General features: G+C 72.2%; 19 protein-coding genes. 16 read left to right on the top strand and 3 right to left on the bottom strand.

Annotated features, from left to right (window positions below; genetic code table 11):
- Positions 1-122: 122 nt before the first annotated feature.
- From IVW53_11900 to IVW53_11930, 7 genes are all read left to right on the top strand, one after another.
- Positions 123-812 (top strand): RNA polymerase sigma factor, encoded by a 690-nt coding sequence (locus tag IVW53_11900; protein MBF6606274.1) that lies wholly within the window; start codon positions 123-125, stop codon positions 810-812.
- Positions 812-2,905, top strand: a complete 2,094-nt coding sequence (locus IVW53_11905) for a hypothetical protein (GenBank protein MBF6606275.1) — start codon at positions 812-814, stop codon at positions 2,903-2,905. The genes IVW53_11900 and IVW53_11905 overlap by 1 nt, the downstream gene beginning before the upstream one ends.
- A gap of 104 nt (positions 2,906-3,009) precedes the next feature.
- Positions 3,010-3,567, top strand: a complete 558-nt coding sequence (locus IVW53_11910) for a hypothetical protein (GenBank protein ID MBF6606276.1) — start codon at positions 3,010-3,012, stop codon at positions 3,565-3,567.
- Positions 3,568-3,733: 166 nt separating this feature from the next.
- Positions 3,734-4,297: a bifunctional pyr operon transcriptional regulator/uracil phosphoribosyltransferase PyrR gene (pyrR, locus tag IVW53_11915; GenBank protein MBF6606277.1), complete on the top strand. Its 564-nt coding sequence runs from the start codon at positions 3,734-3,736 to the stop codon at positions 4,295-4,297.
- A 47-nt stretch (positions 4,298-4,344) separates the two neighbouring features.
- Entirely contained in the window at positions 4,345-5,427 is a 1,083-nt protein-coding gene (locus tag IVW53_11920) for an aspartate carbamoyltransferase catalytic subunit (protein ID MBF6606278.1), read from the top strand.
- A complete protein-coding gene (locus IVW53_11925) occupies positions 5,424-6,812 on the top strand; it encodes a dihydroorotase (GenBank protein MBF6606279.1) in 1,389 nt (462 codons plus the stop codon). Before IVW53_11920 ends, IVW53_11925 begins: the two co-directional genes overlap by 4 nt.
- Complete coding sequence (locus IVW53_11930; protein ID MBF6606280.1) at positions 6,809-8,113, top strand: FAD-binding oxidoreductase; 1,305 nt, start codon at positions 6,809-6,811, stop codon at positions 8,111-8,113. Before IVW53_11925 ends, IVW53_11930 begins: the two co-directional genes overlap by 4 nt.
- Positions 8,114-8,131: 18 nt before the next feature.
- Here the strand turns inward: IVW53_11930 and IVW53_11935 are convergent, their stop codons facing one another.
- Entirely contained in the window at positions 8,132-9,799 is a 1,668-nt protein-coding gene (locus IVW53_11935) for a hypothetical protein (GenBank protein ID MBF6606281.1), read from the bottom strand.
- A 122-nt stretch (positions 9,800-9,921) separates the two neighbouring features.
- Here IVW53_11935 and IVW53_11940 point away from each other — a divergent pair, with 122 nt between their 5' ends.
- From IVW53_11940 to IVW53_11970, 7 genes are all read left to right on the top strand, one after another.
- Positions 9,922-10,446 carry a hypothetical protein gene (locus tag IVW53_11940; GenBank protein ID MBF6606282.1) on the top strand — a complete coding sequence of 175 codons (525 nt, stop codon included), beginning with the start codon at positions 9,922-9,924 and terminating at the stop codon, positions 10,444-10,446.
- Positions 10,447-10,486: 40 nt separating this feature from the next.
- A complete protein-coding gene (locus IVW53_11945) occupies positions 10,487-10,813 on the top strand; it encodes a hypothetical protein (GenBank protein MBF6606283.1) in 327 nt (108 codons plus the stop codon).
- 28 nt (positions 10,814-10,841) lie between these two features.
- Positions 10,842-11,834: a hypothetical protein gene (locus tag IVW53_11950; protein ID MBF6606284.1), complete on the top strand. Its 993-nt coding sequence runs from the start codon at positions 10,842-10,844 to the stop codon at positions 11,832-11,834.
- Complete coding sequence (locus IVW53_11955; GenBank protein MBF6606285.1) at positions 11,831-12,697, top strand: dihydroorotate dehydrogenase electron transfer subunit; 867 nt, start codon at positions 11,831-11,833, stop codon at positions 12,695-12,697. The genes IVW53_11950 and IVW53_11955 overlap by 4 nt, the downstream gene beginning before the upstream one ends.
- 89 nt (positions 12,698-12,786) lie before the next feature.
- On the top strand, positions 12,787-13,899 hold the full coding sequence (locus tag IVW53_11960; protein ID MBF6606286.1) for a dihydroorotate dehydrogenase: 1,113 nt from the start codon (positions 12,787-12,789) through the stop codon (positions 13,897-13,899).
- A gap of 22 nt (positions 13,900-13,921) precedes the next feature.
- Positions 13,922-14,653, top strand: coding sequence for an orotate phosphoribosyltransferase (locus IVW53_11965; GenBank protein MBF6606287.1), 732 nt, complete (start codon positions 13,922-13,924; stop codon positions 14,651-14,653).
- Positions 14,650-15,048, top strand: a complete 399-nt coding sequence (locus IVW53_11970; protein ID MBF6606288.1) for a hypothetical protein — start codon at positions 14,650-14,652, stop codon at positions 15,046-15,048. Before IVW53_11965 ends, IVW53_11970 begins: the two co-directional genes overlap by 4 nt.
- On the opposite strand, the gene IVW53_11975 is transcribed toward IVW53_11970, so the two are convergent.
- On the bottom strand, positions 15,045-16,001 hold the full coding sequence (locus tag IVW53_11975) for a hypothetical protein (GenBank protein ID MBF6606289.1): 957 nt from the start codon (positions 15,999-16,001) through the stop codon (positions 15,045-15,047). The two genes, IVW53_11970 and IVW53_11975, sit on opposite strands and share 4 nt — an antisense overlap.
- Positions 16,002-16,150: 149 nt before the next feature.
- On the opposite strand from IVW53_11975, the gene IVW53_11980 reads away from it, so the two are divergent.
- Together IVW53_11980 and IVW53_11985 are read left to right on the top strand one after the other, a co-directional pair.
- Positions 16,151-18,025 carry a protoheme IX farnesyltransferase gene (locus IVW53_11980; protein ID MBF6606290.1) on the top strand — a complete coding sequence of 625 codons (1,875 nt, stop codon included), beginning with the start codon at positions 16,151-16,153 and terminating at the stop codon, positions 18,023-18,025.
- A gap of 20 nt (positions 18,026-18,045) precedes the next feature.
- Positions 18,046-19,689, top strand: a complete 1,644-nt coding sequence (locus IVW53_11985; protein ID MBF6606291.1) for an MBL fold metallo-hydrolase — start codon at positions 18,046-18,048, stop codon at positions 19,687-19,689.
- 247 nt (positions 19,690-19,936) lie between these two features.
- On the opposite strand, the gene IVW53_11990 is transcribed toward IVW53_11985, so the two are convergent.
- Positions 19,937-20,737 carry a hypothetical protein gene (locus IVW53_11990; protein MBF6606292.1) on the bottom strand — a complete coding sequence of 267 codons (801 nt, stop codon included), beginning with the start codon at positions 20,735-20,737 and terminating at the stop codon, positions 19,937-19,939.
- Positions 20,738-20,845 lie beyond the last annotated feature (108 nt).

Genomic DNA, 20,845 nt, shown 5'->3' on the forward strand with positions numbered 1-20,845 from the left:
ATGATCGGGACGGCCCCAGGCGCCATGCGGCGTCACATGCCCATGGTCGAAGGCGTCTCTCGACGTCGGAGCGCGCACCGGCCGCCTGATCGGCATGCCCTGCGCTCGTCGCCGGAGGAACGATGGTCGCCGTCGCGCGCGCGGTCGCGAACCCGCTGCGGGAGCGCTCGCCTGGACGCCTGCCGCTCGGTCTCGAGGTGGCGGAGCCCGTTGGTGCGCACCCTGTGACGTCCGAAGGACCGCACGAAGCCGAAGGACCGCACGAGGCCGCCGCCGCCGACGTCCGGGCGCAGATCGAAGTCCTCTTCTCGCTCCATCATGCGGAGATCCATGGGTTCCTCACCCGGATGGTGCGCGACCCGGAGCTCGCTGCGGACATGACCCAGGACACGTTCGTCAAGGCGTACCGGGCGTACTCCACGCTCGAGGATCCGGAGCGGGCGCGGGCATGGCTCTACCAGATCGCGCATCGTGTCGCCCTCGACGAGTTCCGCCGCCGGCGGATCATCCGCTTCCTCCCCTGGACCGGCGAGTCGCATGGGGCCGCGCCGTCCGCCGAGCACCTCGCGCTCGAGGGCCGGTTCTCGGCGGAGATGGAACGGGCGCTCCTCCGGATGCCCGAGCGACAGCGCGCCGCGCTCATCCTCGCCGAACTCCATGACCTGACCGGTCTCGAGCTCGCCGAGGCGCTCGGGATCTCGCACCTTGCTGCACGCGCGATGCTCACCCGGGCGCGCGAGAGCCTCCGCCGGGCGCTCGCCGCGGAGCGGGCCGCGGCGAGCGCCGCCGACCCCGAACGGGGTGCACGCTGATGTCGGGCTCGCGACCAACGGACCACGGTCGCGCACGCGTCGGTCTCGCGCTCCGGCTGACGGAGCCGCTCGATCCGGTCGAGGAGCGCTGGGTCGACCGCCACCTCGCCGGCTGTGCGATCTGCCGCGATCTCGATGCCGCGTACCGGGCCGATCGGGATGCGCTCCGGGCGCTCGTTCCGCCGCTCCCGCCACGAGACCTGTCGGCGAGGATGGCCGCCGCGCTCGATCGAGCGGATGATCGTCGGGTCCGGGGGCGGAGAACCCCGCCGCGCCTCCGTGAGGCGCTCGTCGCGCTCGTCGTCGTGGCCCTCGTCGGGTGGTCGGTCGGGACCGGGCTCACCGGTCACGAGGCGGTGCTCGCGCCCGGGACGGGCGCCGCAGCCACACCGATCAATGTCGTGGGCGGCGACGTGGCATGGCTCACCACGAGCGCCGACGGGATCTCCACCCTCAATCGAGCCGCCGTGCGGCAGGTCTGCGCGGACGCGACGCCGACGGCCTGCACGTCGATCGACGCGAACGCCCGGAGCGTCACGCTCCCCGACGTCGCGCCGCGGAGCGTCTATGCCTCACCGGTGCGGAGCCAGGTGGTGGTCGTGGGTCGAGCGGCCGGCACGGCCAGGCTCACCCTCTACGTGATGGACGTCGGCGCCCTCACGAACGCGACCCCCGTGCCGTCCACGCCGGCTCCCGCCACGCCTGCCGCGACCCTCGCGCTCGCCGCGACGCTCTCGCCGGGCACAACCGGAGCGACCATCCCGCCGGCCTCCATCCCGCCGGCCTCCATCTCGCCGGCCTCCATCCCGCCGGCCTCCATCTCGCCGGCCGCCATCGAGACGCCGACGCCGATCGCGTCCGGATCGCCTGTCGCGACCGGACCTGCCACGCCCCCGCTCGCCGCTTCCCTCGGGCCCTCGCCGATCCCGACCGCCTCGAACGTCCTCGCCATCGCCTCGGATCTCACCGTCCTCGGCGAGACGGCGGCCTACTCGCCCGACGGAGCGTGGTTCGCCTTCACCGCCCGGCCGGTATCTGCGACGATCGGCTCGGACATCTACGCGTGGCAGGTGGGCTCGCCGCTCGCCCTGCCGATCACGACCGACCACCGCTCTGTCTTCTCGAGCTGGACCGCCGGGCTGATCGTCGGCAGTCGGGCAGGGAGCGGCATGCCGACGCCGACCGCATCGCCGACGCCGAGCCCGACGCCCAGTCCCACGCCGACCCCCTCGCCCACCCCGTCGCCGACACCGGTCACGTTCCCGGCATCGGGCGGTGCTTCTGCCTCGACGAGTCCGGTCCCGAGCCCGGTCGTCGACATCGTCCCGAGCGCGTTCCTCATCGATCCGGTGACCCAGGCGGCGCTCGACCTGCCGACGCCGGCCTGGCGCCCGGTCGTCGATCCGACCGGTTCGCTCGTCGCGTACTGGGCCGGAACCGTGGCCCTGGACCCGGCGACCGGCGAGTACACGGCCGCGTCGGGGAGTCTCGTCGTCGGCTCGTGGGCGGTCCTCGAGGCGGGCGCCGTGCCGGTCCCGGCCCCTTCACCCGCACCAAGCGGCCTCTCGGGTTCCTCACCCCCACCGAGCGAGCCCGCGACCTCATCCCCGACGGTCACGCCGTCGCCGTCGCCGTCGCCGTCCGCGACGCCGACTCTCACGGTTGGGCCATCGGGCGGGTCCGAGGTCAGCGCCTCTCCGAGTCCGTCACCGTCCGCCCCGGGCGGCCCGGTGGCCCTCCCGGCCGACATCGGCTCCGCATCGGGCGTGCCGTGGGACCTCCAGTGGGACGAAACAGGTCGACACCTCGCGATCTGGATCGGCGACCCGACGAACACCGCGATCGGGCGGCTCGCCCTCGTGAGCGTCGATCCGGCGACCGGCCTCCTCGACCCCAGCGGTCCGTCGATCCGGGACAGCGGCGTCCTGCCGGGTGTGGCCATCGATCAGGGCCACCTCGCCTGGGCGACCCCATCGGGCCCGGACGGACAGGGCAGCCGGCTCGTCGTCTATGCCTGGACCGGCGCGTATCCCGGCCGGATCGACAGCCACGCCGCGACCGGAGCGGCGTCCGTGGTCGTGGTCCAGCACTGACGGCTCGATCGGGCGGAGGCGGTCGCCCGCCTGGTGCACCGACGCACTGACCCATCCGGGTCGCCGCTGGACAGGACTTCGGACGAGTCGTATCGTCCTCCTCCGTGCGACCCAGGAACCTGGTCGCGGGCGCGGCGCTCACCGCCGCCCTCGCGCTGGTCGCGCTGCCAGGCCTGGTCGGCTCCCGGACACCGAGCCCGGACCGACCGCTCGAGGCGGCAGCGTTCCGATCGGTCACCATCGACGCGACAGGCGGTGGATCGTCCCTGACGATCCCTCCGCTCGACGCCGCCCTGCGATCGGCGAGCGCGCTATCGGCGGGCGCCCAGCTCGTGGAGGCCGGGTCCGCGGCGAGCCTGTCGATCGCGCGACCGAAGTCCGCCCAGCCGATCGTCCTCGCCGCCTACGCGATCAAGCCGCCGCGCTCGACCCTTCGCGGGGTCGCGACGTTCTACGACAATGGGACGACGGCGATGCGACTGCCGCGCGGCACGATCATCCGGGTATGCGGTCCGGGCGGCTGCATCGATCGCGTCGTCACCGACTACGGGCCCATCGCCGGGACGGATCGGATCGTCGATCTGTACCGGCCGGATTTCTTCGCGGTCTGCGGCTGTCCGTCGTGGTCGGGCACGATGTCGGTGACCATCGGGGTCTACTGAGGCCTGGCCACAACCGGCCGGTGCCACCCGGCGCCGCCCGACGACCCCGACGGCACGGGCCATCGGACCCGCGGTATCCTTCCAGCGACCTTTAACGACCGGTCCCGCGAGGCCGGGAAGGAGGAGCCAGCAGCGTGCGGATCCGCACAGCGGCGGCGACGTTCCGATGACCGGCCGCAGCATCATGACAGCCGACGAGATCCGGCGGGCGGTCGTGCGCATCTCCCATGAGCTCGTCGAGAAGCAGGCCGGCACGTCCGGGCTCGCCCTCGTCGGGATCCAGCGGCGGGGTGTCCCGCTCGCGCTCCGGCTCGCCGAGGCGATCGCGGAGCACGAGGGTGTGCGCCTCCCGGTGGGTGCGCTCGACATCACGTTCTATCGCGACGACCTCTCGCTCGTCGCCGCTCAGCCGGTCGTCAAGGGCACGGACCTCCCGTTCGATCTCAACGGCGCGACCGTCGTCCTCGTCGACGACGTCCTCTACACCGGACGGACGATCCGGGCCGCGATGGACGCCCTCGTCGATTTCGGACGGCCACAGGCGATCCGCCTCGCCGTCCTCGTCGATCGTGGCCATCGCGAGCTGCCGATCCGGGCTGACCACGTGGGCAAGAACGTGCCGACGAGCCGCGAGGAGGTCGTCAGGGTCCACCTCGCCGAGACGGACGGGATCGACGACGTGGCGATCGAGCGACGGGCGGAGGCTCCGGTCGTCGAGGCGATCCGGTGAGTCTCGGGCTCGAGTCGTCGGCCGAAGCCGGCCTCGAGCCAGGCGCCATCGATGTCGACCCAGCCGGCGGTCCGCCGACCACCGGGCCGGGCACCCCCGATCCGTCCGGCGGGGATCCCGTCGCCTTCGCCCGCCCGCCCGCCACGAGCTCGTGGCGTCATCGCCATCTCCTCGACGTCGACGTCCTCTCGTGGGCGGAGATCGAGCTCGTCCTCCGGACGACGGACGCGATGCGCGAGGTCCTCGCCCGGCCCATCGCCAAGGTGCCCGCGCTCCGCGGGACGAACGTCACGATCCTCTTCTACGAGGCCTCGACGCGGACCCGGGTGAGCTTCGAGGTCGCGGCGAAGAACCTGTCGGCGGACGTCGTGAACATCGCCGCCTCGAGCTCGTCGGTGGCCAAGGGCGAGTCCCTCGTTGACACGGTCCGGACGATCGAGGCGCTCGGGGCCAGGATGCTCGTCATGCGTCACCCGACGTCCGGGGCGCCGCATCTCGCCGCGGAACACTTCGGCGGCCACGTCCTCAATGGCGGCGACGGCTGGCACGCCCATCCGACGCAGGCGCTGCTCGACCTGTACACGCTCCGCGAGCGTCTCGGGACCGGTGCGGAGGAGCGGTTCCTCCGCGGCCGCAAGGTCGTCATCCTCGGCGACATCCTCCATTCGCGGGTCGCCCGCTCGAACATCTGGACGCTCTCCGCGGCCGGGGCGGATCTCTGGCTCTGCGGTCCCGCGACGCTCCTCCGGGGCTTCGAGGCGTGGGCCCGGCGCGGTGTGCACGGCGCGGCGGACGGGTCGCGCGTGACCGTCACCTCGGACGTCGCCGCGGCTCTCCGCGACGCGGACGTCGTCATGGCCCTCCGGATCCAGCGCGAGCGGATGGCCGGCGGCCTCCTCCCATCGCTGCGGGAGTACGCCGCTCGCTACGGACTCACCGCGGCACGGCTCGCGGAAGCCCGGCCGGGCGCCCTCGTCATGCACCCCGGTCCGATGAACGAAGGGGTCGAGATCGCCGCCGACGTGGCCGCCGGACCGCGCTCGCTCATCACGGACCAGGTGACGAACGGGGTCGCGGTCCGGATGGCGCTCCTCTACATCCTCGCCGGCGCCGAGGGCGCAGGCCGGTGACGGATCTCGATATCAGTCGAGCCTGGCTCGTGGACCCGGCCGCCGGTCGGGAGGGACCGGGCGAGATCGTCGTGCGCGGCGGGATCCTCGCGGCGGTGACATGGCTCGAGGGCGTGGAGGCGGAAGGGGTGGACGATCGCGGGATCGTCGTCGCCCCGGGTTTCATCGACCTCCACACCCATCTCCGCGAACCCGGCAACGAGGACGCCGAGACGATCGCGAGCGGGCTGGCGGCCGCCGCACATGGCGGATTCACGACGGTTTGCGCGATGGCGAACACGAAGCCTGCGGCCGACGAGCCGGGGGTCGTCGCGCTCGTCACGGCCGCGGCACGAGCCTCCGGTTCGGCCGTGACGCTCCTCCAGTACGGTGCCGTGTCGGTCGGCCGGAACGGCGAGACGCTGGCCGCACTCGGCGAACTCGCTGACTCCGGCGTGGTCGGCTTCTCCGACGACGGCGCGCCGGTCCGCAGCGCCGCCCTCCTCCGCAGCGCGCTCCTCTACGCCGGGATGGCGGGTCTGCCGATCGTCGATCACCCGGAGGACCCGGACCAGACCGTCGGCGCGGAGGCGTCCGAGGGAGTCGTCGCGACGGTCCTCGGGCTGCGCGGCTGGCCACGATCGGCGGAGGCGAGCGCGGTGGCGCGCGATCTCGCGGTCCTTGCCGACGTCCTCGAGGACGAACCGCGAGCGAGACTCCATCTCACCCACCTGTCGACATCGGGGGCGCTCGAGCTCGTCCGGGCGGCGAAGGCGCGCGGTCTGCCGGTGACGTGCGACGTCACGCCGCATCATCTCGCGCTCACGGACGAGTGGCTCGCCGGAGCACGGCGCTGGTCGTGGGAGGCGGTCGACGGCGACGGCGAGCCGCGGGATCCATGGGCTGACGGCGTCCTCGTGGCGCCACCGTACGATCCGATCCTGCGGGTCAACCCACCGCTCCGGGCGGCCGATGACGCGCTGGCCTGCCTCGCCGCGCTCGTCGACGGCACCGCCGACGCCGTCGCCACGGACCACGCGCCGCACACGGTGGTCGACACCGAGGTCGAATTCGGGCTCGCCGCGAACGGCATGAGCGGGCTCGAGACGGCCCTCGGCATCCTCCTCGCGGGCGTCGATGTCGGCCGGCTCTTGCTCGGGACGGCGATCGCGGCACTCACGACCGGCCCCGCCCGGGTCCTCGGGTCGCGGCTCGGGAGACCGATCGGGCTCGTCGAGGGCGCGCCGGCGGACCTCGTCGTGTTCGACCGGAAGGCGACGTGGACGGTGTCCGTGGCGAAGCTCGCGACGCGTGGCAGGAACAGTCCGTTGCTCGGGCGGGAGCTCGGCGGTCGGGTGCTTGCGACGATCGCCGGGGGCAGGCTCGCCTACGAGGATCGCGGGTGACGGCCGACCCCTTCGCCGCGCTCGAGTATCGGGTGCTCTGGCAGGCGCAGATGCCGGAGCAGCCGGACCGGACCGGCCGGGAGCTTCCGGACACCGCGGACGTCGTCGTCGTCGGCGGCGGGTACACGGGCCTGAGTGCGGCCCGCCAGCTCGCTCGCCAGGGCGCGAAGGTCGTCCTCCTCGAGGCGAACCTGCTCGGGTCCGGGGCGAGCACACGGAACGGCGGGATCGTCCATCCCGGCTATCACTGGGGACCGGCGGAGCTTGTCGAACGGTACGGGGAGGTGCAGGGGAGGGCCCTCTTCCGGGAGGCGACCGAGGGGTTCGCCTACCTGCGGGCGCTCCTCGCGGATGAGCGCATCGAGGCCGATTTCGTCCACCGTGGTCACCTCGAGCTCGCCTACGCTCCGGCCCATCTCGACGGTGTCCGTGCGGCGCAGCGGGCCCTCGAGGCGGCGGGCGTCGCGTGCTCGTTCATCCCCCGCGAGCGGCTCCGGGAGGAGATCGGCAGCGACGCGTACTTCGGTGCCCTCGCCGTCGAGGATTCGGGCGGTCTTCACCCGGGCCGATACTTCGCCGGGCTTGCGGGTGCGGCCGTCCGCGCCGGCGCGGACCTTCATGAGGGCGTCCGGGCGCTCGCCGTGCGACCCCAGCGTGACGGCCGGGTCGTCGTCGAGACGGAGCGCGGACCGATCATCGCCCGCGACGTCATCGTCGCGACGAACGGCTACACGGACGGGTTCGTGCCGGCGCTCCGTCGGCGGGTCATCCCGGTCGGCAGCTCCATTATCGCCACCGAGCCGCTCTCCGAGGAGCTCGTCGCGGAGCTGTCACCGAAGGGTCGGGTCTTCTTCGACACGAAGAACTTCCTCTACTACTGGCGGTTGACGGCGGACCGGCGGATGGTCTTCGGCGGCCGGGCGAGCTTCCTGCCGACCTCCGCCGAGAGGACCGCCCGGATCCTCCACCGCGGGCTCATGGAGGTCCATCCACAGCTGCGCGGCACGCGGATCGAGTACGCCTGGGGCGGCAAGCTGGGCTTCACGTTCGACCGGATGCCGCACGTCGGCCGGATGGCCGGCGTGACGTACGCGATGGGCTACTGCGGGACGGGGGTCGTCCTCGCCACCCACCTGGGGGCGAAGGTCGCGGAATGGCTCGGCGGCGGCCCGGCTCCGGCGCTCGCCGCGCTGCGGTTCCCGCTCGTCCCCGCCCCATTCGAGGGCCGTCCGTGGTTCCTCCCGCTGGCCGGCGAATGGTTCCGGCTCCAGGATCGGCTCGCGGCTCGGAGCCGGCGGTAGGGCGGACGCGACCCCGGATCAGGCGTCGGTCGCCGCCAGCCGACGGAGGGTCTCCAGGAGCCGGTCGATGTCGGCCTCCGTCGTGAGGTAGTTGACGATGCCGGCCCGGAGGTAGGTCCTACCGCGGAGGACCGTGGTGGAGAGCCAGCCGTCGCCGGAGGCCTCGAGAGCGACCTGCAGTCGGTCCTGGTGAGCGTCGAGCTCGGCGAGCTCCGTGGCCGTCATCGTCGCGGCTGCCGACCGGCCGGCAGGCAGGTGGCGGAAGCAGACGACCGAGAGCGGTGGGTCGGCCGGCAGCGCGTCGAAGTCGTCCGACGCGACGATCCGGCGGGCGAGATATCGGGCGATCTCCACGTTCGACGCGACGAGTCGGCCGAGGCCGCTCGTGCCGAGGTGCTTCCAGCTCAGCCAGAGCTTGAGTGCGCGCCAGCGGCGCGTGCCCTCCATGCCGAGCTGGTAGAAGTTCAGCTCGGCGTCGGCGGGGTCGGCGTCCAGGTCCGCCGGCGCCTGGCCCGGACCGCCACCCCGGTAGTACTCGGGTGCCCGGTGGAAGGTGTCCGTCAGGTCGCGTCGGCGGCGGACGAGGAGGGCGCCGAGGTCGTAGGCCTGGAAGAACCACTTGTGGGGGTCGACGGTGACCGAGTCGGCCCGGTGGAGGTCCGGGATCCGGTCGGCGAGCGCCGGGGCAAGGCGGGCCGCTCCGCCGTACGCCGCGTCCACATGGAACCACAGACCCGCACCTTCGGCCACATCAGCGAGCTCCGGGATCGCGTCGATCGAGCCGGTGTTCGTCGAGCCGGCCACGGCGCAGATGGCGAGCGGCGTGAGGCCGGCGGTCCGGTCGGCGGCGATCGCGGCGGCGACCGGGGCGGCGCGGAGTCGGAAGTCCGTGTCCGCGGCCACGATCCTCAGGGTCTCCGCCGGGAATCCGAGCTCGTCGAGGGCTCGGGCGATCGAAAAGTGGGTCTGGTCGCTCGCGTAGACGCGGACGCCCTCGAGGTCGCGGCCGCGAGGTGCGTGGGAGAGGTGACGGAGCGCCGCCAGGCGGAGGTCGCGGGCGAGGTTCATCGCCATGAAGTTCGCCATCACGCCACCGGAGGTGAGGATGCCGAAGGCGTCGCGGGAGCGATCGTGGTCTGCGTCCCGCCCAGGCTCGGCGTCTCGTCCGGGCGGTGGATAGCCGACGAGATCGGTGAGCCAGCGGATCACCTCCTCCTCGACGAAGGCCCCGGACGGCCCGGCATGCCAGACATCGATGCCCTGCTGCAGCACCTGGGCGAAGAGTTCGCCGATGACCGACATCGCGAGCGGTGGTGGGGTGAAGTAGCTGAGCGTGCGCGGGTGATAGGCGTTGAGCTGGTGCGGGGCGACCCGGTCCCGGAATTCGGCGAACAGCGCGGTCGAGGAGGACGGGTCCATCGGGGCGGCGGAAGGGCCGGGTGTGGGCGATGCGAGGGAGCCGGGGCCGAGGGCGGGTGGGCCGCCTTCGAAGAACAGCCGGCGAAGGTCCGCGTAGTCGGCCGGCTCGCCCATCGCCCGCCGAAACGCCTCGCGATAGACGTAGTCCAGCGCAGCGTCCCAGGCTCGATGGCCGAGTTGCTCGAGGGCCGGGCGTGAGGTGGCCTCGTCCGTGATGCCGATGAGCTCGGGTTCGGGGTGCCAGTCGAATCGATCGTCGCGGGGCATGGCTCCGGATGGTACCGGCGCGGCGGCCGGGACGGGGCGATCACCTGGTCCGGCCGGCTGCCGGTCGCCGCACTTCTCTTCAGGGCGACGCGTTGCGGGTCGCTCCCGTACTCTTCCCCTTCGTGACCGGCCTCCTCCCGCCTGACGACCCGACGCGCGACGAACCGCCGCCGATCTCTCCAGGGGCGCCCGCCGACCCGCCCACCGACCCGTCGAGCCTCAGCTCGCTCCGCGCTGTCCCGTACAAGGGCAGCGACCTCGACGGTGACCGCGGGCCCGGCCTCGGTTGCTTCCGGTTCCAGATCGCCGTCCTCGTCCTCCTCATCGTCCTGACTCCGATCGGGGTCAACGCGGGCTGGCCGGACTGGGTCACCGCCGCGTTCCTGTTCGCGACGATCGGGCTGCTCCTGGTGACCGGTCAGACGATCATCTTCCTGCTCCGGCTCGTGGCCGCGGACCGGCGCGGCCGGCGTCGCCCGCTCGCGAGCGTGACGCCGACGGTGGGCGAGATCCAAGAGGCCGGCACGCCCGACGCCTCCGCCACGCCCAACGGCTCCGCCACGACCGACACCTCCGCCCCGCCCGACACCTCCGGCCCGCCCGAGCAGGACGATGGCCGAACGCCCGACAGCGCCGTGCGACAATAGCCGCCGCCCCAACCCCAGACCCAGCGGAGACGCCAGCCTCGTGCCCGTGCTCGCGACCTACTTCACCGTCCGCCGCGGCCGTGACCCGTTCTTCAAGTTCTTCATGCGGACCCTCTTCCCGCGCCAGGTCCGCGAGTACGAGGAGAAGTTCGGGATCCGCTTCCTCGGCTGGTACAACGTCGCCCACGGCTGGGATTTCGACAACGTCATCCTCCTCGACCTGCCCGATTACGCGACGCTGGACCGGCTCGAGGCGGACGAGGCCACCCGCACGCTCGGCCACCGGGCAGGCGAGTGGATGTTCGAGCGTCATCATTCGATGTTCCTCCGGGAGCGGATGGGCCCGGATCTCGAGTACCACGGCTAGCCGGTGACGGCGGACGAAGGAGGCAACGATGGACACGAGCCACAACGACCTGCTCGGTGAGCTCGCGGCCGATGCCGCCCTCGAGCGCGCCGACTTCCTCGTTCAGGCGACGGAACAGTTCCGCCGCTTCCTCGATCGGCACGGGGCACGCATCCGCGACATCGGCGGCCTCACCCTCATCGACGAGGATCCGGACTATCTGTCGATCGCGCCGGACCTGACGTTCCGCAGTCGGAGCCGGTATCAGGACGGCGAGACGGGCGAGTGGGTGAGCGAGACGGAGGTCGTCGAGACCGCCGGCGAACTCATCGAGCTGTACAACCCGGCGGACCTGTATGCCGCCTTCGCCGAGGCAGCGCGCGAGGCCGCCGGGCTGGAGGCCGAACCGACGGCCACCGGCGACCTGTTCGAGACCGCCCACGTCTCCCCGACCGACAGCATCAGCCTGGAGGATCCGTACGCGGGAGCCGCGGATTCGTGGGCTGCCGGCCAGATCGACTCGACGCCGCCCTCGAGCGAGGAGGAGGCGGCCCACCGTCTCTACGACCTGGCCCTCGCCTTCCAGGACCGGAGCCAGCGGACGGAAGCCGGCCTGTTCGAGCAGTTCAGTGAGGCGGCCGAGCCGATCTCCGCGGTCCTCGGCGACGTCACGATCGTCGACGACGAGGACGAGCGGCTGACCCTCGGCCGCGGCGGATCCTTCCGCGGCGAGGTGATCCCGGACGACGAATCCGGTGAATGGCGGACCCTCGCCACGGCGGACGACCTCGTCGAGTTCTACGATCCGACGGACGTCTTCGGCGACCTCGCCGATGCGCTCGCCGAGGCGTTCCCGGCGATCGCGCCCGACGCCCGCGACGGCGACCCGGATGACGACGCCGACGCGGACGAGGCCGAGGATGCGGGCGTGGACGCGAAGGCCGGCGCAGCGGGCGTGGACGCGAAGGCCGGCGCAGCGGGCGTGGACGCGAAGGCCGGCGCAGCGGACACGTCGGCGAGCGGGAGTGTCGATCGCGGGTGAGCATGCGGCTCGTCGCGGCCGAACTCGTCGAAAGCCGCGAGATCCTGCCGGGGCAGTGGCTGCAGTCGTACCACGCCCCGACCATGGCGGCAGGAGCGCGCGCCGGCCAGTTCGTCCACGTCCGGACCGGTGACTGGTCCGGACTCGTCCTCCGGCGACCGTTCTCGTTCAACACCGTGGACGCGGCCACCGGCACGATGACGATCCACTTTCGAACAATCGGCCGGGGGACAGAATGGTTCACCCGCCTCCGGCCCGGCGATTCGATCGACATGCTCGGACCGCTCGGTCGGCCGTTCGAGGTGGACCCACGGAGCCGCCACCTGCTCCTCGTGGCCGGAGGACTCGGCATGGCCGGGGTGCGGATGCTCGCCGATGAGGCGATCCGCGACGGACGCCAGGTCGTCGTCCTCTTCGGCGCATCGGGCGTCCGGGAGGTCTACCCGTCGAGTCTCCTGCCGGACGAGGTCGAGTACGTCGTCGCGACGGATGACGGCTCGCTCGGCCACCACGGCTTCGTCACGGAGCTCGTCGCCGACTACGAGGCATGGGCGGACCAGGCGTTCGCCTGCGGCCCGGCGCCGATGCTCCGTGCGCTCGCCGGCCTCGCCGTCGGCCGTCGGGCGCGACTCGGGGTCGCGAAGCTCGGCCGGAAGCGCGGCGGCGGCAGGCCGCTGGCGATCGGCTCGCCGCAGGCCCGCCGGAAGGCGTTCCTCCAGGTGTCGATGGAGCAGAACATGGGCTGCGCCGTTGGCGCGTGCCTCGGCTGCGTGGTCATGGGTGTCGGTGGGACCCCGCAGCGCGTCTGCCGCGAGGGACCCGTCTTCGCGAGCGACGAGATCGCCTGGGAGGCCGGCTGGTGAAGGCGAAGCGGCGGGTCGTCACCCAGGGTTCGGGCACGGTCGCGGGGCAGACGAGGCGGACGCCGACGGTGCGACGATTCAAGAGCCCGATGGTCTCGACGGGCGCTCGCCAGGGAGCCGGGGCCCCGCGAGCGGTGGAACCCGCGCGAACGGCGATCCACGGCGGACCGACCGGGGGGTCCGCCCGCGAGTCCGTGACTGGCGGCATCGTGGCCATCTCCGGTGCGGCCGCCGCCGTGGATCTCACCGTGGATCTCGCGCCCACGCGCGGCGGACTCGTCCTCGCCAACCCGATCCTCGTCGCCTCGGGCACGTTCGGCTACGGGATCGAGTACGGCGACGTGGTCGAGGTCGGTCGGCTCGGAGCGATCTGCTGCAAGGGGACGACGCTGAGGCCGCGGATCGGCAATCCGACGCCGCGGGTGAGCGAGACGCCCGGCGGGATGCTCAACTCGATCGGGCTCCAGAACCCGGGGGTGGACGCGGTCGTGGAGCGGTACGCTCCGCTCTGGGCCACCTGGCGGACGCCGGTGATCGTGAACATCGCCGCCGAATCCGTCGCGGACTACGCCGAGATCGCTCGGAGGCTCGACGGCGTGCCCGGCGTCGCCGGCATCGAGTTGAACATCAGCTGCCCGAATGTCGGGCGGGGCGGGCTGCAGTTCGCCATCGACGAGAGCGCCGCCGGCGCGGTGACCGCCGCCGTCCGCCGGGCGACGGACCTGCCGCTCCTCGTCAAGCTGTCGCCGAACGTCGCGGACGTCCGACCGATCGCTCGGGCGATCGCAGCCGCCGGCGCCGATGCGCTCACCGCGATCAACACCCTGTCCGGCATCGCGGTCTCAGCGGACCGCCGCCGGCCGCTCCTTGGCAACGTGTTCGGCGGGCTGAGCGGTCCGGCCGTGAAGCCCGTCGCCCTCAGGGTCGTCTACGAGGTCCGCCAGGTCGTCGACATCCCGATCGTCGCCATCGGCGGCGTGACCGAGCTCGCCGACGTCCTCGACTTCCTTGCCGTCGGGGCGGTGGCGGTCCAGGTGGGCACGGCGATCTTCGCCGATCCGGCCCTGCCGGTCCGCCTCGTCGGCCAGCTCGCCGAAGCAGCCGCCCGGGCCGGTCACGCCTCGTATCGCCCGTTCATCGGGACGGCCCTGCCGGCGAAGCCCGGGGTCCCGTCCGCGAAGGGTGTCGAGTACCGGCCGTGATCGACGCTGTCGGCACCCGGGCATGACCACCATCCGGCGAACGGTGGACCTCGCCGCGCGCGCGGCGATCGGCGCCCGGACGGAGGCCCTCTTCCGCCGGTCCGGGGCCCTGACGGACGGCCATTTCCAGCTCAGGAGCGGGCGCCATTCGGACCGCTATCTCGAGAAGTTCCTCGTCCTCCAGGATCCGACGGCGACGAGCGAGCTGTGTGGATTCTGGGCGGCCCGGGCCCGCGACGGCGGGGGCGGATCGACCATCGACCTCGTCGCCGGACCGACGACCGGTGGGGTGATCCTCGCCTTCGAGACGGCCCGCCAGCTCGGCGTCCGCGGCATCTTCGCCGAGGAGGTGACCGGATCGGATGGAGCGAAGCGGCGCGAGTTCCGGCGCGGGTTCCGCATCGCGCCCGGCGAGCGGGTCCTCCTCGTCGATGACATCCTCACCACCGGCGGCTCGCTCCTCGCGATGCTTCCGGCGGTGGAGGCGTTCGGCGGCGAGATCGTCGGCTGCCAGGTCCTCGCCGACCGGAGCGGCGGCCTGTCCACGCTCATCTCGCCGCTTAGCGGCCGGAGCTACCCCCTCGAGGCACTCTGGACGCTCGACGTCCCGACCTACGAGCCGGGTCCCGCGACGTGTCCGAGGTGCGCCGAGGGGTTGCCGCTCCACGCTCCCGGGAGCACGGGCACAGGCATCGGCACCGGCACCGGCGCTGCCGCTCGCGAGGGCGCTGGCGAGACCGGAGGCGGTCGATGACTGCGTCGCTCGGTGGTCGACACGTCCTCCGGCGAGGCGGCGTCGTCGTCGCCGCGGCGGTGGCCGGGGTCATCCTCGCCGCCTGCTCCGGTGGCGGCACGCCGACCGGCGCCTCCGTCCCCTCGCCGTCCTCCGCGGTGAGCGCTCCGGCCGTCACCTCCCCCGTGACGGGCATCATCACGAACGTCCGATCGGCGGGACTCGACAAGGTGGAGGGTTTCACCCTCCGGACAGCGGACGGTACGACGATCAGCTTCGTCATCGGCCGTCTCGACGATCCGGCGCAGTTCCCGCCCGGCCATCTTGCCGAGCACCAGGCGTCACTCCAGCGGGTGGTCGTCTCCTTCACCGTCGTGGACGGGCAGTTCGTCGTCTACCACCTCGCCGACGGTTAGGGGATCCGGAGCGTGATGGCGATCGCGGCCTTGAGCTCCGCGTCGCTCGCGATGAGGGCGAACGATCCGCGGACGATCCCCGACCCGTCGACGACGAAGATCCAGGGCTCTGTCAGGAGGCCCCACGCGTTCGTCGCATCGGTCGCCTGGAGCTGGCCATTCGCATCGAGGATCGGCTGGAGCCGGCCGCCGACGAACTGGAGCTTGTACGGCTCGACATTGATGAACGTCATCGCCGGCTCCGTCTTCGACAGCGCCTTGATCGCGTCGAGGGTGGGGCCGCACTGCCGGCTCGTGCAGAACGCGGGTGTCGCGAAGACGAGGACGAACGGCTTGTGGGCGGCGAGTGCGTCGTGGACGGACGTCTGATAGAAGGCTGGGTCGGGCGTCGTATCGGTGGAGATCTTCGCCACGTCGCCGCCGACATCGGCGAGCGTGGGCGTCAGCGTGTCCAGCGCCTTTGCGCCCACGGTCGGCGTCGACGACTTCGCGACGACCTGGAACTGGACGCGGGTGGTCTCGGTCAGCCCGGCCTTCGTCGTCGTGAACGCGGCGGCCCAGTCGCCGGCCTCATTGAAGGTCGTGTCCGCTACATAGATGCCACGCTGACCCTGGATCGCCCAGATGAACGTCGCGTCCACCGTGGCCGTGGGAGTCGTCGACGACTTCGCGAGGTCGTAGAAGGCGACCGTGGCCGGCAGATCCGGCGCCCCGATCGGGGCGTTCTGCTGATCGGCGAGGGCGAAGAGGAAGCGGGCCGGGCCGACGGCGTCCTCGGCGTCGATGAGGATCGGGATGCGGGTGGGGCGGGCTTCCGACGAGGCACCAGCGACCGGAACGGACGAGGCAGACGTGGCGGACGATCCGGATGAGGCGGCCGTGCAGGCGCCCACGGCGATCGCGAGAGCGGCGAGCAGGACGGGGGAGATGGAGCACGGGCCGTGGCGACGCATCGGCGCCATGGTAGCCGGGGGACGCGGCGCGGGCCCGGGCGTCTCTCAGGATCGCATTCGAGCAGGCCCGCGGTAGAATGCCGGCGTCCGCCCGTCCCGGTCTCCGTCGACGGGTGTCGACGACGTCGACGCGGTCGACCCGGAGGACGATGACCCGCTTCCAGAAGCTCGTGGCCGCGACCGTCGCGACGACGTTCATCCTCGTCGTCATCGGGGTGATGGTCCGCTCGACGGATTCGGGCGTCGCCTGTCCCACGTGGCCCGGCTGCTTCCCCGGCCAGTTCCTGCCGGGCCTCGACGCGGGGGCCAACGTCTGGTTCGAATGGATCCATCGGACGGTCGCCTTCGTCATCGGCATCCTCGTCGTGGGCGTCGCGATCCTCGCCTTTGCCGACCATCGCGACCGACCGTCGCTGCTCTGGCCGAGCATCGCCGCAGTGGGGATCGCGCTCTTCCAGGCGTGGCTCGGCCGGGAGACCGTCCGCCTCGGCAATTCCGGCCCGAGCGTCACGGCCCACCTCGCGGCGGCGATGATCCTCTTCGCGGTCCTCATCTTCGCCCTTGTCAGGAGCTTCTTCCCGGCCCGCATCGCCGGGCGCGGGAGCAGCCAGCGGTTCGCCCTCCTCGCCGTGTTCGGGGCGGCCACGACATACGCCCTCCTCCTCTTCGGGAGCAACGTCACCGCGACAGATGCGGCGCTCATCTTCCCGGACTGGCCGCTCATGGGGGGGACGTTCTTCCCGCCGCTCACGAGCGTGACCTCCGCCCAGGTCCTCCATCGCTGGATCGCCGTCGTCGTCGGGATCGTCGTCCTCGTGGTGTGGCTCGCCGCCAGGCGGACGCAGCGAGAGCATCGCGTCCTCGTCCTGCTCGCCGCGTCGGCGGCCGGACTGTTCCCGATCCAGGCCATCATCGGCGGGGCTCAGGTGCTCACCCGGCTCGCGCCGTGGGCGCAGACGCTCCATCTGGCGCTCGGCGCCGCGATCTGGGGTCTCATGGCGGCGCTCGCGGTCGCCGCGTACTACACCGCGCGGATGAGTCCGAGCCCGAATGCGTCGGGTGCCGTCGACTCCGGCGCAGGTGACGGCCGGGGGAGCGAGCCGGCCGGCGTGTCCGCCACGGGCCCTCGAAGCGCCGCTGACACCGTGCGGGCGTACATCGCCCTCACGAAGCCGCGGATCATCGAGCTCCTCCTCGTGACGACCGTCCCGGCGATGATCCTCGCCGCCCACGGCTGGCCGCGCCTCGATCTCGTCTGGTGGACACTCGTCGGCGGCTCGCTCGCGGCGGGCAGCGCGAACGCCATCAACTGCTACCTCGACCGCGACATCGACGGACTCATGGTCCGGACCCGCCGAAGGCCGCTGCCGGCCCACCAGGTCGAACCCGATCGGGCGGTCGTCTTCGGGATCGTGCTCGGCGCGATCGCCTTCGCCGAGCTCGCCTGGTTCGTCAACCTCATCTCGGCGTTCCTGGCGCTGCTCGCGATCGCGTTCTATGTCGTGGTCTACACGATGATCCTCAAGCGGACCACAGCGCAGAACATCGTCATCGGCGGCGCCGCCGGCGCCCTGCCGCCGGTCATCGGCTGGGCCGCGGTGACAGGCAACGTGGGCGTGCCGGCACTGCTCCTCTTCGCCCTCGTGTTCTACTGGACGCCGCCCCATTTCTGGGCGCTCTCGCTCCGCATCCGGAAGGACTACGCGGCGGCCGGCGTGCCGATGCTCCCGGTCGTCCGCGGCGTCCCGGAGACGACGCGACAGATCGGCCTCTACACGATTCTCCTCGTCACGATCTCGCTCGTCCTCTGGTCCGTCGCGCGGATGGGCGCGATCTATCTCGGTTCGGCGGTCGCGCTCGGCGCGATCTTCCTCTGGCAGTCCTACCGGCTGTGGCGCGTCGGCACGTCGCCCGAGGCATCGACCGTGGGCGCGATCAGGCTCTACAAGTACTCGATCACGTACCTCAGCCTGCTGTTCCTCGCCATCGCGGTCGACGCGCTCGTCGTCATCCCGGTCGGCTGACGCGCGGACGGCGGACGAGGGTGACGATCGAGCTGCAGTTCCTCGGCGCCGCGACGACGGTCACGGGCTCGCAGTACCTCCTGACGACGGATCGCGCCCGGATCCTCATCGACTGCGGGATGTTCCAGGGAAGCCCGAACGAGTCGATCAGGAACCGGATCCCGCTCGCGTACGACCCGCGCGAGATCGACGCGATCCTCCTCACCCATGCCCACCTCGACCACTGCGGGCTCATCCCGCACGTCGTGAAGGAGGGGTTCGGCGGCCCCATCTGGGCGACGCGTGGCACCGTCGAGCTCGCGACCCTCGTGCTGCTCGACTCGGGCAAGCTCCAGCAGGAGTTCGCGAAGCGCGACGCGCGCTGGGAGCGGCGACACCCGGACAGGGCCGCGGTCGAGGAGCGGCGCGATGAGACGAACCTCGAGGCCGCGGTCGAGCTGGCGGAGGCGGGCGAGCACGTCCCGACGACGATCGAGCCGGTCCTGGCGATCCCGGAGGACGCGGGCGGCCCGGGTGCGATCGGGACCGACGCGACCAGGGTCGTGCGCGCCCGCGACCCTGAGCACGCGCTCGTGGCCCAGCCGGCACAACTCGACATCGACCTCGACGAGCCGCTCTATGACGAGCACGACGCTCGCGCGGCGCTCGCCTCGTTCCGCGGCATCGACTACGGGACGGAGATCGACGTCGCGCCCGGGATCCATGCCACGTTCGTCGACGCCGGGCACATCCTCGGCTCGGCGATCATCCGGCTTCGGGTCGAGGGCGGACCGGGCAGCCCGGACACGAGGATCGTCTTCTCCGGTGATCTCGGCCGGACCGGGACGCCGATCCTCCGCGACCCCACGGTCGTCACGGAGGCGGAGTACGTGCTCGTGGAGTCGACGTACGGCGGCCGCGAGCACGAGCCGGGCGCCGAGTCCATCAGGATCCTCGCCGAGACCGTCCGGCTCGTCGCGGACCATGACGGCGTGCTCCTCGTCCCGTCATTCGCGATCGGGCGGACCCAGGAAGTCGTCTGGGAGCTCGATCGGTTGCTCGAGGCCGGGACGATCCCACCGCTGCCGCTCTACCTCGACTCGCCGATGGCCTCGAAGGCGTCCGACGTGTATCGCCATCACCCGGACTACTACGACGCCGAGACGAAGGCGCTCCTCGATCGCGACGCATCGCCGCTCGATTACCCCCATCAGATCATCGTCAATGACATGGCGGCTTCCGAGGCGATCGCGAGGGCGCCACGGCCGTACATGATCGTCGCCTCGAACGGGATGCTGACGGGCGGACGGGTCGTGGGACATCTGCGCCGCCTCATCGACGACCCTCACGCGATGCTCCTGTTCGTCGGCTATCAGGGCGTCGGGACGCTCGGCGCACATCTCCAGGCGGGTGCGACGACGGTGAAGCTCGATGGCGAAGTCCGGCACGTGCGCTGCCAGGTCCGCTCGATCAGCGGGTTCTCCGCCCACGCCGACGAGCCGGAACTCCTCGCCTGGCTGGCGAACTTCGGGCGCGGCCGGCGGCGAGGCGATCGCGGCTTTCCGAGACGCGTGTTCCTCGTCCACGGCGACCCGGACGCCCAGGTGGCCCTCGAGCCGAAGGTCCGCGCCCTTGGCTTCGAGACGGTCATCCCGCACTGGCACGAGCGCGCCACCCTCGACTGAGCGCCCGCCGGATGCGGCGTGCCGGGTGCGGCGTGCCGGATGCGGAGTGCCCTGCCGGGTGTGGAGTGCCGGGTGCAGGTGCCGAGTGCCTGCCGGGTGTGGAGTGCCGCCAACCGCGCGCCGCCCATTTAGCGCCGCGTTTGTGACAGATGGCCCTCACCCGGGCATCTGACAGCTTCCGGCCCCCCGCGAGTCGCGATCAGCCTTCGACAAACCGCGCGCAGCGTCCGGCCTCTCGCGAGCCGGATCAACCGGCGCGCACCTCGCGCACCTCGCGGACGGCGGTGTCCGCCGCCGCGGCCATGAACCCGTAGTCAGCGCCCACGGTGACCCAGGCGTATCCCTGGTCGCGGCGCTGTCGCGCCTGGGCGGGCGACGCGGCCCACGCTCCGGCCGGAACGCCGGCGAGCCCCGCTCGTTCGACGATCCGGGAGATCGCCGCCTCGACATCGGGATGGAAGATATCTCCGGTGTGGCCGAGGGCCGCGGCGAGGTCGTTCGGGCCCACGAGCAGGGTGTCGACGCCCGGCACGGCAAGGATCGCGTCGAGGTCCTCGTACGCCTCGCGGGTCTCGATCTGGATGCAACACGTGATGAGCGCATTCGCCGCGGTCAGGTAGGTGGCCGTCCCGCGCCCGTAGCCGGAGGCGCGCCGCGGGGCGACGCCGCGGAGCCCGACCGGCGGGTAGCGGCACCAGGCGACGGCCCGCTCGACGTCCGCCACGGTCCTGATCTGTGGCACGACCACCCCGGAGGCCCCTGCGTCGAGCGCGTGCATGATCCGAACCGGCTCGTTCGCGGCGACCCGGTAGAGGATCGGGACGCCCACCGACCGCGTCGCGATGAGCATCCGGACGAGGTCGTCCGTCGCGACCGGGCCGTGCTCGCCGTCGGCGATGAGGACGTCGAAGCCGGCTCCCGCGATCACCTCGGTCGCGGTGGGGTCGAGCAGGGTGAGCCACGTCCCGACGGCGAGCCTGCCAGGGCCGATCCGCGCGTGGAAGTCTGGGACGAAGGGGAGGGGAGCGGCGGCGATCGAGTCGGTCATCGGCGCAGTCTAGCCTGCGGTACCGTTGACGCCATGCCGTCCGATTCCGCTTTGCCTGCCGGCCGCCGCGGCCCCACGCCGCCTGCCGGCCGCCGCGGCCCCACGCCG

Source organism: Chloroflexota bacterium, assembly GCA_015478725.1.
Lineage (GTDB): Bacteria > Chloroflexota > Limnocylindria > Limnocylindrales > CSP1-4 > C-114.

Coding starts and splice junctions, on each gene's coding strand:
- IVW53_11900 (MBF6606274.1), top strand. CDS start 123: ATGGTCGCCGTCGCGCGCGCGGTCGCGAACCCGCTGCGGGAGCGCTCG.
- IVW53_11905 (MBF6606275.1), top strand. CDS start 812: ATGTCGGGCTCGCGACCAACGGACCACGGTCGCGCACGCGTCGGTCTC.
- pyrR (MBF6606277.1), top strand. CDS start 3,734: ATGACCGGCCGCAGCATCATGACAGCCGACGAGATCCGGCGGGCGGTC.
- IVW53_11935 (MBF6606281.1), bottom strand. CDS start 9,799: ATGCCCCGCGACGATCGATTCGACTGGCACCCCGAACCCGAGCTCATC.
- IVW53_11950 (MBF6606284.1), top strand. CDS start 10,842: ATGGACACGAGCCACAACGACCTGCTCGGTGAGCTCGCGGCCGATGCC.
- IVW53_11960 (MBF6606286.1), top strand. CDS start 12,787: ATGGTCTCGACGGGCGCTCGCCAGGGAGCCGGGGCCCCGCGAGCGGTG.
- IVW53_11965 (MBF6606287.1), top strand. CDS start 13,922: ATGACCACCATCCGGCGAACGGTGGACCTCGCCGCGCGCGCGGCGATC.
- IVW53_11970 (MBF6606288.1), top strand. CDS start 14,650: ATGACTGCGTCGCTCGGTGGTCGACACGTCCTCCGGCGAGGCGGCGTC.
- IVW53_11975 (MBF6606289.1), bottom strand. CDS start 16,001: ATGCGTCGCCACGGCCCGTGCTCCATCTCCCCCGTCCTGCTCGCCGCT.
- IVW53_11980 (MBF6606290.1), top strand. CDS start 16,151: ATGACCCGCTTCCAGAAGCTCGTGGCCGCGACCGTCGCGACGACGTTC.
- IVW53_11990 (MBF6606292.1), bottom strand. CDS start 20,737: ATGACCGACTCGATCGCCGCCGCTCCCCTCCCCTTCGTCCCAGACTTC.